We start from the raw sequence: 12932 nt of genomic DNA, 5'->3' as shown, positions 1-12932 counted from the left end.
CGGCTGACTATGGGCAGGATAGGTTAACGGCTCCTTAACTCATACTTGAATGCGTTTGTTGGAACCGGATGGAACCGGAGTGTCACCCTTTTGCGCGTCAATCAGGTTGCGCGGCCACGAGACCTTGACGATTGCACCTGTCCTGTCTTTTTGATCGGTCAGGTGCTGATACGGGTCCGTGCCATTTGCGAATTTCAGTTCGGCCCCGCTGCGTTCCAGCAACGTTTTTGCGATGAACAGTCCCAACCCCATGCCTTCGTATTCCGGGCGGGTTCGCAAGTCGGCTTCGGCCCGTCTGCGGCGCATGAAGGGATCACCGATGCGTCCAATCATGTGCGACGGGTAGCCGCGCCCGTCATCCATGATGCTGACGGTGATCCTGCTGTCTGTCCATTCGGCTTCGACCCAGACATTCGCGCGGGCAAAGTCCACGGCATTCTGGATCAGGTTGCGAAGCCCGTGAATAATCTCGGGCTTTCGCAGAATCGAGGGTTGCAGCACATCTCCGTCCTGCGCCGGGCCTTCCGAAAAATGAACGACCTTGCCCCGGTCAACATGCGGTTCGGCGGCTTCGTTCACCACCGTTGAAAGTGGAGCCTGCCGCAAATGCAGGTCATCTTTTCCGGCACGACCCATATCGCGCAAAATGTCGCGGCACCGATCGGCCTGTTCGCGGATCAAGGCCGCGTCTTCCTTGAGGTCGGGACGGTCGTCCAGCTCTTCGATCAGTTCCGCACTTGTCAGTTTGATCGTGGCCAAGGGGGTGCCCAACTCGTGCGCGGCAGCGGCTACCACGCCGCCCAGATCGGTCAGTTTTTGCTCGCGCGCCAGTGCCATATGGGTGGCAGCCAGCGCTTCGGACATGGACTGAACCTCGGAACTGACGCGGTGAGAATAGGCACCGATAAAGACGATGGCGATAACGATAGCCGCCCAGTTGCCAAACAGCAGGATTTCCGGAATGTCCAAAACCACCCCGATGTTGGTCCGCAGCGGCAGGTGGAATTCCGCCAGCAGAGTGGTCAGAACAATCGCAACAGCCCCAACTATCAAGGTCGACCGTGTGCTCATGACATTGGCGGAAATCGTGACCGGCCCCAAAAGCAGAAGGGCAAAGGGGTTGTTCAGACCGCCCGTCAGATACAACAAGATCGACAGTTGCAGCAGATCGAACAGAACCATCAGGAAGTTTTCGAACTCGGACATCCGCTTGTTCTGTGGAAACAACAGAATGGCAGTCAGGTTACCCATGACCGAGATCCCGATGGCCAGATAGCACAGGCCCAGTTCCAGCTGCACGTGATAGTATTGCTGGGCCACGGTGATGGCGGTGATCTGACCAAAAATGGCAACCCATCGCAACAGGATCAGGGTACGCAGGCGGATCCAGCTGCTGCGTTCCTGGCCGCGCCAAAAAGTCTGATTGGAATCTGCCATCGGTCGCTTATGTCCTGTTGCAAAGGCTGGTCATCTTGATAGGTGTCCCGGCCGGAACGATCAACAACCCCTTGCGACCGGAAAACCGAAATGACCCGCCTATACGCAATTCTTGCAACTCTCGTTCTGGCTATTGGCCTAGGTGCGATGTGGCTTTTGACGCGTGGGGGCGGATCCGGAGACCAGTTTGCACAGTGCCGATCCGGGCAGATCGCCGGGGGGACCGCTGCTATCGGCGGGCCGTTTGAACTGGTGAATGGCAAAGGTGAGACGGTGACCGACAAGGACGTGATCACCGAACCCACACTTGTCTATTTCGGCTATACATTCTGCCCCGATGTCTGCCCGTTTGACATGTCCCGCAACGTTGAGGCCGTGGATATCCTGAACCAGCGCGGACATTCGGCCACTGCGCTGTTCATCTCGATCGATCCCGAACGGGACACGCCCGAGGTTGTGGATGATTATGCCTTTAACTTAGGCGGCAAAACGATTGCCTTGACCGGTTCACCCGAACAGGTCAGGGCGGCGAGCAAGGCTTACAAGACCTATTACAAGGCACAGGATAAAAGCGACGAATTCTACCTTGTTGACCATTCCACCTTCACATATCTGGTGACGCCCGAACATGGTTTCCTTGAATTCTTCAAGCGCGATGACACGGCCGAACAGATGGCGGACAGGGTCGGGTGCTTTCTGGACCAGGCAGCGCATTAACAAGGTTGTTTGACCTTTGTTTCTGCGCTGCTATTACTCATGTTTAAGCCAAAGGCATGAAATAGCGGAAAGACCTAACATATGGCAGACAGTTCTCAGCTTGATATCGGCCCTGACAAATCCTTGCTTTTGGTGGATGATGACGAGCCGTTCCTGAGACGTTTGGCCAAGGCCATGGAAAAGCGTGGGTTCGAGGTTGAAACCGCAGGATCCGTCGCCGCAGGCCGCGCAATTTCCACCGCCCGCCCACCGGCTTACGCGGTTGTTGACCTGCGACTGGAGGATGGCAACGGTCTGGATGTGGTTGAGGTTTTGCGCGAAAAGCGCCCTGACAGCCGGGTCGTGGTTCTGACCGGGTACGGGGCGATTGCGACTGCGGTTGCTGCCGTAAAAATCGGCGCAACCGATTATCTGTCGAAACCCGCCGACGCCACCGACATCACCAATGCGCTGCTGGCCAAGGGTGACGAATTGCCCCCGCCGCCGGAAAACCCGATGAGCGCGGACCGCGTGCGTTGGGAGCACATCCAGCGGGTTTATGAGCTGTGCGACCGGAATGTCAGTGAGACCGCACGGCGGCTGAACATGCACCGCCGGACCTTGCAGCGGATACTAGCGAAACGCAGCCCGCGTTGAGACTATAACCTAATCACCGCAAAAAACCCCACTCAGCGTCACTGAAGGGAACACTTTATTTCAGCGCAAAGCTGCTGTGTCAGGTGACGATAACCGATTGGATTGGGGTGTAGGCCGTCCGATGTCCACTTATCGATGTTATCACTATACCCGGGAGGGGAGTTGAGAAACGTGCAGTTTCCCATCTCCAAGCAAGCTTGTTGTGCTGCAATGTTGTAGGTGGTTCGAAACGTTTCGTTTTCGATAGTCCAAGTTTCGCTTGCGACAGGCAGAACGGCACGCCAGATCAATCTGTCTACGGAGGTGAACACATCCGCTAACTGCTTAACATATTTCGGAACCTCCTCCAGAGGTGTGTCGTTCAGGGCGTCATTAACCCCAACACCCAAGTACCAGACCGGAACATGAGTGATGAGCTCCGGGTGTACCCTTGCTATTAAGCCTTGGGTTGTGTCCCGACTGATTCCCAGATTCAATGCGTTTGAAACGATGTTGCTGGTTAGCCATCCCTCGATGATGGAATCACCAATAAATGCGATTTGAATATTCGGTGACGCTAGAGCTTGGGAAATCGGTCGTTTGTGCAGCCACACCATTGTCTGATAGTGTTTAGTTTCTGTGACGGGAGTATGCGCTCCGGTAAGCTTGCGTACTGTCTTCGCCAGATACCCAGTTCTGATCAACACGGCTGCTAGCGCCAGGATCAGCACCAAATTTGTTGCAAGCAAGATCCGGTTCCCAATCGACCGTTTCGCGCTCATTTCACCATTTCCTTTAGCTGTTCAGGTTGCAAGTCGCTAAAGTAGCGCGAGAAGCACTGTGTGCCGATCTGTGTAGGCTTTCCTTACTTCGACCGGTGGTCTCAACGTAATCTCCAATCCCTCCATCACCGCTTTATCCGGGCGACCAAAGAATTTCGTCGCCTCAGCCTCGGAAAAGCCCGCGATCTGGGTGGCCTCCATCCAGGCGCTGATCTTGTCGGCTTTCTTGATCTGCCGCTTCACCGTTTTCGGCACCGCGGCTGGCAGGCCGAAGCGGATGTGAATTGCTGCCGCCAGACGGTCATCCAAGGCGCCGTAACCGGGGCCCACAGCGGATTTGACCGGCGAAATCATGTCGCCGATCACGTATTCCGGCGCATCATGTAACAGGGCTGCCAGCCGCCATTTGACGGGTGTCTTGGGCGCAATTCTTCCGAAGAGTTCCTCAACCAATAGGGAATGCTCGGCCACGGAATAGGCGAAATCGCCGCGTGTCTGCCCGTTCCAACGTGCCACAAAAGCAAGCCCGTGCGCGATATCTTCTATCTCGATATCCACCGGGGTCGGGTCCAGCAGGTCCAGCCGACGCCCCGATAACATGCGCTGCCATGCTCTGGGTTGTGTTGCCATTTTGCTATGCCTCGCCTGACCGGACGCGATTGCGCCATATTTTTGTGTTATGATGTACCTGTCTGGATCACTTGCTGCCAACAGTTTCTTGAGCATTTGTGCTTTGAAACGGCGCGCCATGATCCCGACATCAAAACCGAGGGGGGCACATGCTTCTCCCGGTGTGCTCCTCTCGACCGTGAAACGCGAAACGATAGGAGTATGTCATGTTCAAGCGTTTGTTTGCCATTGCCCTGACCTTTGGTATGGCCGCGACCGCCCCACCAGCTTTTGCCCGGAGCTGTGCAGAACGCGACGATATTGTCGCCAAATTGCAGGAAAACTACGCCGAAGAATTGGCCTTTGGCGGTTTGCAAAAGACACGCAGCGCACAGTCGGTGATGGAGGTCTGGGCCTCGAAGGAAACGGGCAGTTATACCGTTTTGGTAACCAATGCGAACGGAATCAGCTGTATTGTTGCCGTTGGCACAGATTTTTTTGAAGCGATACCAAAGATAAAAATCGAAGGCACGCCAAGCTGAAAGCGGCCACCAGGCTTCCGGTAACAGTCTTCAAAGTTGCCACCTGCCCCAAGGAATGCTAGGGGCAGCCGGGACTATGACTTACCGAAAATGGAGCGCCTGATGGCCGTGGACTATATCGTTAAAGACATTTCGCTGGCCGGGTTCGGCCGCAAGGAATTGGATATTGCCGAAACCGAGATGCCGGGACTGATGTCCCTGCGTGCGGAATATGGGGACAGCAAGCCTCTGACAGGTGCGCGTATCGTTGGGTCGCTGCACATGACCATCCAGACCGGCGTTCTGATTGAAACGCTGGTTGCGCTGGGTGCGGATGTGCGCTGGGCGTCGTGCAACATCTTCTCGACTCAGGACCATGCCGCCGCCGCGATTGCCGAGGCGGGCATTCCTGTCTTCGCCATCAAGGGTCAGACACTGGAAGAGCATTGGGATTATCTGGATAAATCCTTCCTGTTCGAAGACGGTCCGAACATGATCCTTGACGATGGTGGCGACGCGACCCTGTACATCCTGCTGGGCGCGCGTGCTGAGGCAGGCGAAGACATCATCCCTGTTCCGGGTTCGGAAGAGGAAGAGGTGATCAAGAAGCAGATCGCCAAGCGTATGGCGGCCAGCCCCGGTTGGTTCACCAAGATGCGCGACCAGATCCAAGGCGTGTCCGAGGAAACCACCACCGGCGTGAACCGTCTGTATCAGCTGGTGAAAGACGGCCACTTGCCGTTTCCGGCGATCAACGTGAATGACAGCGTCACCAAGTCGAAATTCGACAACAAATACGGCTGCAAGGAATCGCTGGTCGATGGTATCCGCCGCGCCACCGACACCATGATGGCCGGTAAGGTTGCTGTGGTTTGCGGTTATGGCGACGTGGGCAAGGGCTCGGCCGCCAGCCTGCGCGGCGCGGGTGCGCGCGTGAAGGTGACCGAAGTTGACCCGATTTGCGCGCTGCAGGCTGCGATGGATGGGTTCGAAGTGACCTTGCTGGAAGACGAAGTTGCCAGCGCGGATATCTTCATCACCACCACCGGCAACAAGGACGTGATCCGCATCGAGCATATGCGCGAGATGAAGGACATGGCCATCGTTGGCAATATCGGTCACTTCGACAACGAGATTCAGGTGGCTAGCCTGAAGAACCACAAGTGGACCAACATCAAGGAGCAGGTGGACATGATCGAGATGCCTTCGGGCAACCGTCTGATCCTGCTGTCTGAAGGCCGTCTGCTGAATCTTGGCAACGCCACAGGTCACCCGTCTTTCGTGATGTCGGCCTCGTTCACCAACCAGGTTCTGGCACAGATCGAGCTGTTCACCAAAGGTGACCAGTACGAGAACAAGGTCTACATCCTGCCCAAACATCTGGACGAAAAAGTAGCTCGCCTGCATCTGGATCGCATCGGCGTGAAGCTGACGAAGATGGATGCGGATCAGGCGGCGTACATCGGTGTCAAACCGGAAGGTCCATACAAGCCGGAACACTACCGCTACTGATTGTCGTCTGACGATGACGCAGAACAACGGTCGCCGCCGGTTTCTTTACTCGGCGGCGTTCTTTGTTTTCAGGGTTCTGGTTGTGGTGATCGTGCTGGGCGGCGGCGGCTGGGTGCTGTTGGCGCATCCAAAGACACCGGTGCCATCGCACTGGAACCCGTTGCGCGACCTGAAAGTCAGCGCGCCGGTCACGCCGGTCACCAGGTATCAACTGAACCGCGCCGTGGCGGACGAAACCCAGTGTCGGGCTACGTTGGCCGAAGCGGGGGTTCATTTCGAGGCGATGGAGGATCTGGTCATTGACCAGAACTGTGGCATTGCCGCACGCGGCCTTCTGACCCGACTGGCCACCTCGCATATCGAAGCCGTTGAAACCAGTTGCGCCACGACATTGCGGCTGGCGATGTGGGAACACCATGTCGTGCAGCCGGTCGCGCACGAACTGCTTGGAACCGGTATTGCCCGATTGCGCCATGTCGGAAGTTACAATTGCAGGCGCATGCGCACCCTGAAGGGTGAAAACAACGGATGGAGCAGCCATGCCCGTGCGGACTCGATCGATATCATCGGTGTAGAGACGAGCGATGGCCGCGTGCTGACCCTGTTAAAGGACTGGCACGGCTCTGGCGCCGAACCCGCGTTCCTGCGACAGATCTGGCGGGGCGCGTGCGACTGGTTTCGTGTGGTTCTGGGCCCGGACTTCAATCGCTTGCACGCGGATCATTTCCACCTGCAAGGTTCTGGCTGGGGGTACTGCAGATAGGTCTTGCATTCTGTGCCTTCCAGCCCCCGTTAAGGGGGAGGAAACGCAGTTTTTTATCCTTTTTGGCAGACCTGTGACACGTCTAATCTCGGCTATCGGTGATTGGTGCCGGATTAACGGATTAAGGAGATTAGGACATGGGCAAGCGCGACGAGCTGATCGCCAAATACGCTGAAGATCTGAAAAACAAATGTGGGATGAACCCCGATATGGACCTGCTGACCAAGGTCACAATCGGTTGCGGCCCGGCGATTTATGACGCAGATGCGGCAACTGTTGCAGCCAGCCAGGAGTCCGAGTTGGAAACCGTCAAAAACAACTTCCTGATCAAGAAACTGGGCTTGTCCGATGGTCCCGAGCTGATGGCAGCGATCAACAAAGCCATGGAAACCTATGGCATGTCCGAGCGCAACAAATACCGCGCCGTGGTCTATTACATGCTGACCAAGCATTTCGGAAAAGAAGCCGTTTACGGCTGATCTTACCGCGTATTCCTGAAACGCCTGTCGTCTTCCCGGCGGGCGTTTTGTATTTGAGTTGTTTTTTAAGGACTTGGCGTTTGAAATGCTGGGCGCGGTTGGGCTAAGGTCAAACCGTGACCAGGACGGTCAGAACCAGACATTTCCATACGCGTGTGGTGAGTAGGGAGCACGCGGGGGTAGGGAAGGTTCTGTATCGTCAGAACCTTCCCTCATTATTCATCTGAACTCTTTTAGGATACGCGCGATAAGGTTTTCTGCGCTGTCAGGCTGAACGGTTGAATTATCGTCCGCATTTCCGCCGCTGCCTTCCAGATAAACCTCGATCCGCCCCGGGCGCGTCTTGCTGCCCGAGCTTGTGAAGTCCCGTGCGATACCCCCAAGTGCATCGGCGGCCATCGCGGCGTTTTCGGCGTCATCGGGATGGTAAAACCGGACCTGAGTTTCTCTGACCCGGTATCCCACCCGAGCTGTTGCCACCACCGTTGCCTGACCTCGGGCAAGCAGTTCCAATGCCCGGTTGCTGGTCTCTTGCGAAACTCTCGACGGTACAAAAAGCGAGACCTCCAGACCAATGGCTGGCGCCAAAAGAAGCGGTTTCACCTCGGTGTAGGGTCGATTGGCGGGTGTGTCGATCTCTTGCGGAACGGGATCATGGGCTATCTGTGATGTCTGCGATAATCCGCCCTTGTTCAGCGGATTGAGATTGCGAAATCGTGGATCAAACCGGGCTGGAATCGCGGCTTGAATGTCTGAAGCAGTTGCGACGGCCAACATGGGTTCCATCTGGGCAGGAATGAAAATCTTGGGCGGCGTTAAGGAAACTTCCGGCTTCTCCGTTGCCGCTTCAGGATTCGGGCCGGTTGCAAACTCGCTTTCCGGCATGACAGTGTTTTCCGGTTCCTGGGCGGGCGTTGCATCGGATTGATCCAAAATTACCGGATCGACGGACTCGCTATTTGGCTTGTCCAAGGGTTCGCTGACGTCGGCGGGGATTGAGAAAGGCTCAGGCTCGGAGGCCCCTGAAACCAAAAGATCCTCTGGCGAAGGGGCGTCTTTCGGGTCCGGCAGGCTGGTGGTTGCAGCCTCAGGCGGTTCTTCGGGGACCAGAAAGGTTTCAGAAAGCGCATTCAGAACAGCCTGATCTTCTGCGTCTGCGGATGGCCAGTCATCAAAAAGATTTGCAACGACCCATTGCAAGGCGGCCCCACACAAAAGGGCAAGCAGTACTAACGCGACCCAAGTTTTCCGTTTTTTTCTGACGCGCGGTTTGTCCAGATATAGCGAACGGACCCGCTCGGAAACGATCTGCTCAGTATCTGTATCATCCGGAGGGGGAGGATTGTCTGTCTGGACAGATGTCGAAACAGGTTCTTCCTGCGCCTTCGCAAGCACCGACGCGCGCTTCTCCCGCGCCTCTTTCAGGCGCGCTTCCCAGGTTTTCGTGCTTTTCGCAGCAACGGTGTTATCGAGTGTCCCGTTGCCGTTTTCAGTGTCAGACACGGGGTTCAAACTTTCAAAACATATCGAATTTATCCGAACAACACCAAGCGGTTACGACCAGAGCAATCATAACCTTCAGATCCCTACCCGGCGTAGCCCTTGGAAACATAACACCTTGCCGGACGTTTGAGAAGTTTTGCACCTGATACAGGACGGCAGGTTAATCCGGCTGCGTTTCACCCAAGGCGCAAACCACTTTCCATTGATCGTCTGTTACCGGCTGAACCGACAAACGAGAGTTTTTCACCAGCACCATGTCGGAAAGCCGTTCGTCGGCCTTGATCTGGTCCAGTGTCACGGGTTTGGAAAAGGGTCGGACGGCCTTGATATCCACGCATTCCCAGCGCTCATCATCGGTGGAACTGTCGGGATGTGCCTCGGCGCATACTTCGACAATACCCACAACCGATTTGTCCTTTTGAGAGTGGTAGAAGAACCCCCAATCCCCAATGGCCATCTGACGCATGAAATTGCGCGCCTGATAGTTGCGCACACCGTCCCATTCCTCGCCCGTGTCCCCCTTGGCCATTTGCTGTTCCCAGCTCCAGGTCGAAGGTTCGGACTTGAAAAGCCAATATGCCATCAGCCGATCACCTTTTTCCAGGGAATCAGTTCAACCGACTGGAACAATCCAGCCTTCGCATAGGGGTCATTATCTGCCCAGTTTTGCGCAGCAGCCAGATCTTCGACGTCGAGCACAACCAGCGAACCGATCATGGCGTCGCCATCCAACAGCGGCCCTGCCTGCGATACAACACCCGTTTCTTCGATATAGGCCAGATGGGCCGCGCGATTGTCCAACCGGGTCTGCAGTGCCCCGGCTTTGTCACGGGCGATGAGTGCGATCAGCATGTTATTCCTCCTTGAGTGGGCGATTGAGCAGGTTTTGGATGGCCTGGGTCACACTGTAGGCACCATGGCTCAGATCCGCCACAGTTGTACTGATGGGCATGTCCAGCCCTTCCTTGACGGCAATCTCTGACATGGCGCGCGCGGTGGCGACGCCTTCGACGGTAGTATGTTGGTCAAATGGTTGGCTCAGACCCAAACTAAGGCCAAAACGGTAGTTTCGGGACAGTTCTGAGGAGCAGGTCAACACCAGATCCCCAAGCCCGGACAAACCCATCAGGGTGTCAGAGCGCGCGCCACGCAGGGTGGCAAAGCGCTGCATTTCCGCAAAACCGCGAGTCATCAACGCGGCCCGGGCGCTGTCCCCCAGCCCCGCGCCGATTGCTGCGCCGCAACCGATGGCCATGATGTTCTTCAGCGCCCCACCAAGTTCAGCACCTATGGTGTCAGTGGTCCGATAGAGGCGCAGGTTTGCAGTGGCCAGTTTGGTCTGCAATGCTTTGCCAAGATTCGTATGACCGCAAGCCAGCGTTAACGCAGTGGGCAAACCGCGCGCTATGTCATCAGCAAAACTGGGCCCTGTCAGCAAAGCGATCGGGGCGTCGGGGACAACATCCCTGATGACCGCAACGGGCCCGAGGCCAGAATCCAACTCTATCCCCTTACAGCAAGCGACCAGTGTCTTGCCGCGCAGCACCGGGGCGTGATCCTGCAAGGCGCTTCGCAATTGCTGCATGGGAACGGCCAAAAGCAGAATGTCAGCCTTCGACGCCTCAGCGATATTTGCGGTTACGGCGATGTTCGTGGGTAAGGAAACCCCGGGCAGCCGGGTGGAGTTTTCGCGCGTCTCGTACATCTGCCGCGCCTGATCGGCGTTTCTGGACCACAGCGTTACTGGCCCGTTGCCTGATAGCGAGATCGCCAAAGCGGTACCAAACGCGCCGGATCCCAGGACAGATATGTTCATGCCTTGGCCCCTTTCTTACCGCTGCCCAGCATGGCCGGGCTACGTTGATCCAGCGGCCAGCGGGGGCGGGCAATCAGGTCCAGACCGTCGCGCGCGCCGGTGCGAAAGCGTTCAAGACCCGCATAGGCAATCATCGCGGCATTGTCCGTGCACAAAGCCAGCGGAGGTGCCGTAAACCGGGCACCTTTCTGGGCACAAACAGACTCTAACGCTGTCCGAATGGCCGAATTCGCCGCCACCCCACCTGCGACCGCGACAACGGGATCAACAGGGTTGTGATCAAGGTACAGATCAATCGCGCGGCGGGTTTTCTCGGCTAATGTGTCCACAATGGCCTGCTGGAACCCTGCGCACAGATCAGCACGGTCCTGACGGGTCAGCCCACCCTTATCGGCCACGATCTGGTCGCGCATCCGCATCAACGCTGTTTTCAGCCCCGAAAAAGACAGGTCACAGCCGGGCCGGTCGAGCAGTGGCCTGGGAAAGCGGAACCGCTGGGGATTACCATCACGGGACTCAGCCTCGACAGACGGGCCGCCGGGTTGCGGCAGGCCCAGCAGGCGAGCGGTCTTGTCAAAGGCTTCCCCTGGCGCATCGTCGATGGTGCCGCCCAGGCGGGTAAACTGCTCGGGGGTATGGGCGATCAGGTATTGGCAATGGCCGCCCGACACCAGAAGCATGAGGTAAGGGAAGGCGATGCCGTCCGTCAGGCGGGGTGTCAGGGCGTGACCGGCAAGATGATTGACGCCAATCAGCGGCAGGCCCGTGGCGGCGCTCAGCCCTTTGGCACACATGACACCGGACATGACCCCTCCGATCAGACCGGGCCCGGCGGTGACGGCAATGGCGTCCAGGTCGCGAAGTGACAGACCAGCGGCCTCCAGCGCCTGCACGACGCAGACATCCAGCTTTTCGGCATGCGCACGGGCCGCAATCTCGGGCACGACACCGCCAAAGGCGCTGTGCAGATCGGTTTGACCGTGCACCACAGAAGACAGGATTTCGGCTTTGGCACCTTCGGTCTGGCGCACGACCGCTGCGGCTGTGTCGTCACAGCTGCTTTCCAAACCCAATACGGTAAGTGTTTGCACCATCACCCTGATCCGTTGCATCATGTATATACGGCGGGGTATCACCCTGCGCGGATGCAAACAATCCTGAAGGGTCAAGGCGCCACACGTTGTTTTTGTTGATGACCCGCCCTCGCTCCGCCTCGGAAAGGTTTGTCGAGCAGCTGCCAACCGGCGTCAGATCCCGGGTTCAGGTCCTCTATTCGCCGATCATGGAAATCCGGCCTCTGCCAGTTGCGGTGGATACCAAAGGTGTAAAGGGACTGATCTTTACATCGGCCAATGCGGTGAATGCGGCGGTCTCGAAAGGTGTTGACCGCACTCTGCCGGCCTATTGCGTGGGACCCGCAACAACCGGTACCGCGAAAGGGTATGGGTGGCAGGCCAAGATGGTTGGAACCACGGCAGAAGAATTGGTCGGGCATCTGCTCAAGCATCGGCCCAAAAGCCCCCTTTTGCACCTGCGGGGTGAGCATACACGGGGCAATGTCGCTGGCAGCCTGACCGAATCTGGTCTGACCGTTCGGGAACAGCCGGTCTATCAGCAGCGATTGTTGCCGCTAACACCCGAGGCAACCGAGGCCGCCAGAGGAGATCAGCCTATTATTGCTCCGCTTTTCTCGCCGCGTACGGCGCGACATTTTGCCGATATCTGGGCCGGATCAGCCCCCCTTTGGCTGGTTGCGATCAGCCAGGCTACGGCTGATCCCCTTTATTCCTTGGGCTATGAGCACCTGAAGATCGCAAAACATCCGACACCGAAGAAAATGCGTAAAGCTGTTAAAAAGCTTGCGAAACATGTGTTGCGGGTTGAGGGAGGCGAGGTCCCCGATTAACTTAACCTGGGCTGTTATTCATCTGAATTTGGATTCGATAAGGGGAATATTGCGGTGGCTGGTAAGAAGAAATCCGATCAAAAGCCGGTGGAACCCCTCCTAGCGGATGATGCAGTTGAAACTGATCTGCGGCAGGACGATACGCCTGTTGACCCGACTGAACCTGTAGAAGAAGACCTGTCCGAAGCCGAAGCCGAAGCCGAAGCCGAAGCCGAAGCCGAAGCCGAAGCCGAAGCCGAAGCCGAAGCCGAAGCCGAAGCCGAAGCCGAAGC

At 57.0% G+C, this 12932-nt stretch carries 16 protein-coding genes; 8 read left to right on the top strand and 8 right to left on the bottom strand.

From position 1 onward, the window contains the following. Positions 1-39: 39 nt before the first annotated feature. A complete protein-coding gene (gene regB / locus ACR0ES_RS15885) occupies positions 40-1437 on the bottom strand; it encodes a sensor histidine kinase RegB (protein WP_480871271.1) in 1398 nt (465 codons plus the stop codon). Positions 1438-1527: 90 nt separating this feature from the next. Between regB and ACR0ES_RS15880 the strand changes: the two genes are divergently transcribed. Then, positions 1528-2154, top strand: a complete 627-nt coding sequence (locus ACR0ES_RS15880) for an SCO family protein (protein ID WP_480871270.1) — start codon at positions 1528-1530, stop codon at positions 2152-2154. 81 nt (positions 2155-2235) lie between these two features. Then, the gene (locus ACR0ES_RS15875; RefSeq protein WP_050604676.1) at positions 2236-2790 is read left to right on the top strand and encodes an ActR/PrrA/RegA family redox response regulator transcription factor; all 555 of its coding nucleotides are present in this window, start codon (positions 2236-2238) and stop codon (positions 2788-2790) included. A gap of 38 nt (positions 2791-2828) precedes the next feature. On the opposite strand, the gene ACR0ES_RS15870 is transcribed toward ACR0ES_RS15875, so the two are convergent. Both ACR0ES_RS15870 and ACR0ES_RS15865 read right to left on the bottom strand, forming a co-directional pair. Continuing rightward, positions 2829-3551: an SGNH/GDSL hydrolase family protein gene (locus ACR0ES_RS15870; RefSeq protein ID WP_480773014.1), complete on the bottom strand. Its 723-nt coding sequence runs from the start codon at positions 3549-3551 to the stop codon at positions 2829-2831. A gap of 36 nt (positions 3552-3587) precedes the next feature. Then, positions 3588-4181, bottom strand: coding sequence for an HD domain-containing protein (locus ACR0ES_RS15865; protein WP_480482603.1), 594 nt, complete (start codon positions 4179-4181; stop codon positions 3588-3590). Positions 4182-4387: 206 nt separating this feature from the next. On the opposite strand from ACR0ES_RS15865, the gene ACR0ES_RS15860 reads away from it, so the two are divergent. The 4 genes from ACR0ES_RS15860 (at position 4388) to ACR0ES_RS15845 (ending at position 7435) form a co-directional block, all read left to right on the top strand. Then, the gene (locus tag ACR0ES_RS15860) at positions 4388-4702 is read left to right on the top strand and encodes a hypothetical protein (protein ID WP_480506832.1); all 315 of its coding nucleotides are present in this window, start codon (positions 4388-4390) and stop codon (positions 4700-4702) included. A gap of 102 nt (positions 4703-4804) precedes the next feature. Next, positions 4805-6193, top strand: a complete 1389-nt coding sequence (gene ahcY / locus ACR0ES_RS15855) for an adenosylhomocysteinase (RefSeq protein ID WP_267366313.1) — start codon at positions 4805-4807, stop codon at positions 6191-6193. A 13-nt stretch (positions 6194-6206) separates the two neighbouring features. Further along, complete coding sequence (locus tag ACR0ES_RS15850; RefSeq protein ID WP_480482607.1) at positions 6207-6956, top strand: extensin-like domain-containing protein; 750 nt, start codon at positions 6207-6209, stop codon at positions 6954-6956. 137 nt (positions 6957-7093) lie between these two features. Continuing rightward, entirely contained in the window at positions 7094-7435 is a 342-nt protein-coding gene (locus tag ACR0ES_RS15845) for a DUF2853 family protein (RefSeq protein WP_267366309.1), read from the top strand. Between the two features lie 219 nt (positions 7436-7654). Here the strand turns inward: ACR0ES_RS15845 and ACR0ES_RS15840 are convergent, their stop codons facing one another. From ACR0ES_RS15840 to tsaD, 5 genes are all read right to left on the bottom strand, one after another. Next, positions 7655-8938: a hypothetical protein gene (locus ACR0ES_RS15840; RefSeq protein WP_480871269.1), complete on the bottom strand. Its 1284-nt coding sequence runs from the start codon at positions 8936-8938 to the stop codon at positions 7655-7657. Between the two features lie 160 nt (positions 8939-9098). After that, a complete protein-coding gene (locus ACR0ES_RS15835) occupies positions 9099-9521 on the bottom strand; it encodes an EVE domain-containing protein (RefSeq protein WP_480486854.1) in 423 nt (140 codons plus the stop codon). Continuing rightward, the gene (locus ACR0ES_RS15830) at positions 9521-9790 is read right to left on the bottom strand and encodes a YciI family protein (RefSeq protein WP_480482615.1); all 270 of its coding nucleotides are present in this window, start codon (positions 9788-9790) and stop codon (positions 9521-9523) included. The genes ACR0ES_RS15835 and ACR0ES_RS15830 overlap by 1 nt, the downstream gene beginning before the upstream one ends. Position 9791: 1 nt before the next feature. After that, complete coding sequence (locus ACR0ES_RS15825; protein WP_480871268.1) at positions 9792-10754, bottom strand: NAD(P)H-dependent glycerol-3-phosphate dehydrogenase; 963 nt, start codon at positions 10752-10754, stop codon at positions 9792-9794. Next, positions 10751-11848: a tRNA (adenosine(37)-N6)-threonylcarbamoyltransferase complex transferase subunit TsaD gene (gene tsaD / locus ACR0ES_RS15820; RefSeq protein WP_480773111.1), complete on the bottom strand. Its 1098-nt coding sequence runs from the start codon at positions 11846-11848 to the stop codon at positions 10751-10753. The genes ACR0ES_RS15825 and tsaD overlap by 4 nt, the downstream gene beginning before the upstream one ends. 98 nt (positions 11849-11946) lie before the next feature. On the opposite strand from tsaD, the gene ACR0ES_RS15815 reads away from it, so the two are divergent. Beyond that, positions 11947-12660: a uroporphyrinogen-III synthase gene (locus tag ACR0ES_RS15815; protein WP_480773009.1), complete on the top strand. Its 714-nt coding sequence runs from the start codon at positions 11947-11949 to the stop codon at positions 12658-12660. Between the two features lie 54 nt (positions 12661-12714). Further along, positions 12715-12932 (top strand): hypothetical protein (locus tag ACR0ES_RS15810; RefSeq protein ID WP_480871267.1); only part of this gene is annotated, 218 nt, incomplete at its 3' end.

Source organism: Ruegeria sp. N7 (genome assembly GCF_056531345.1).
This window is presented reverse-complemented; position numbering and strand designations above follow the sequence as displayed.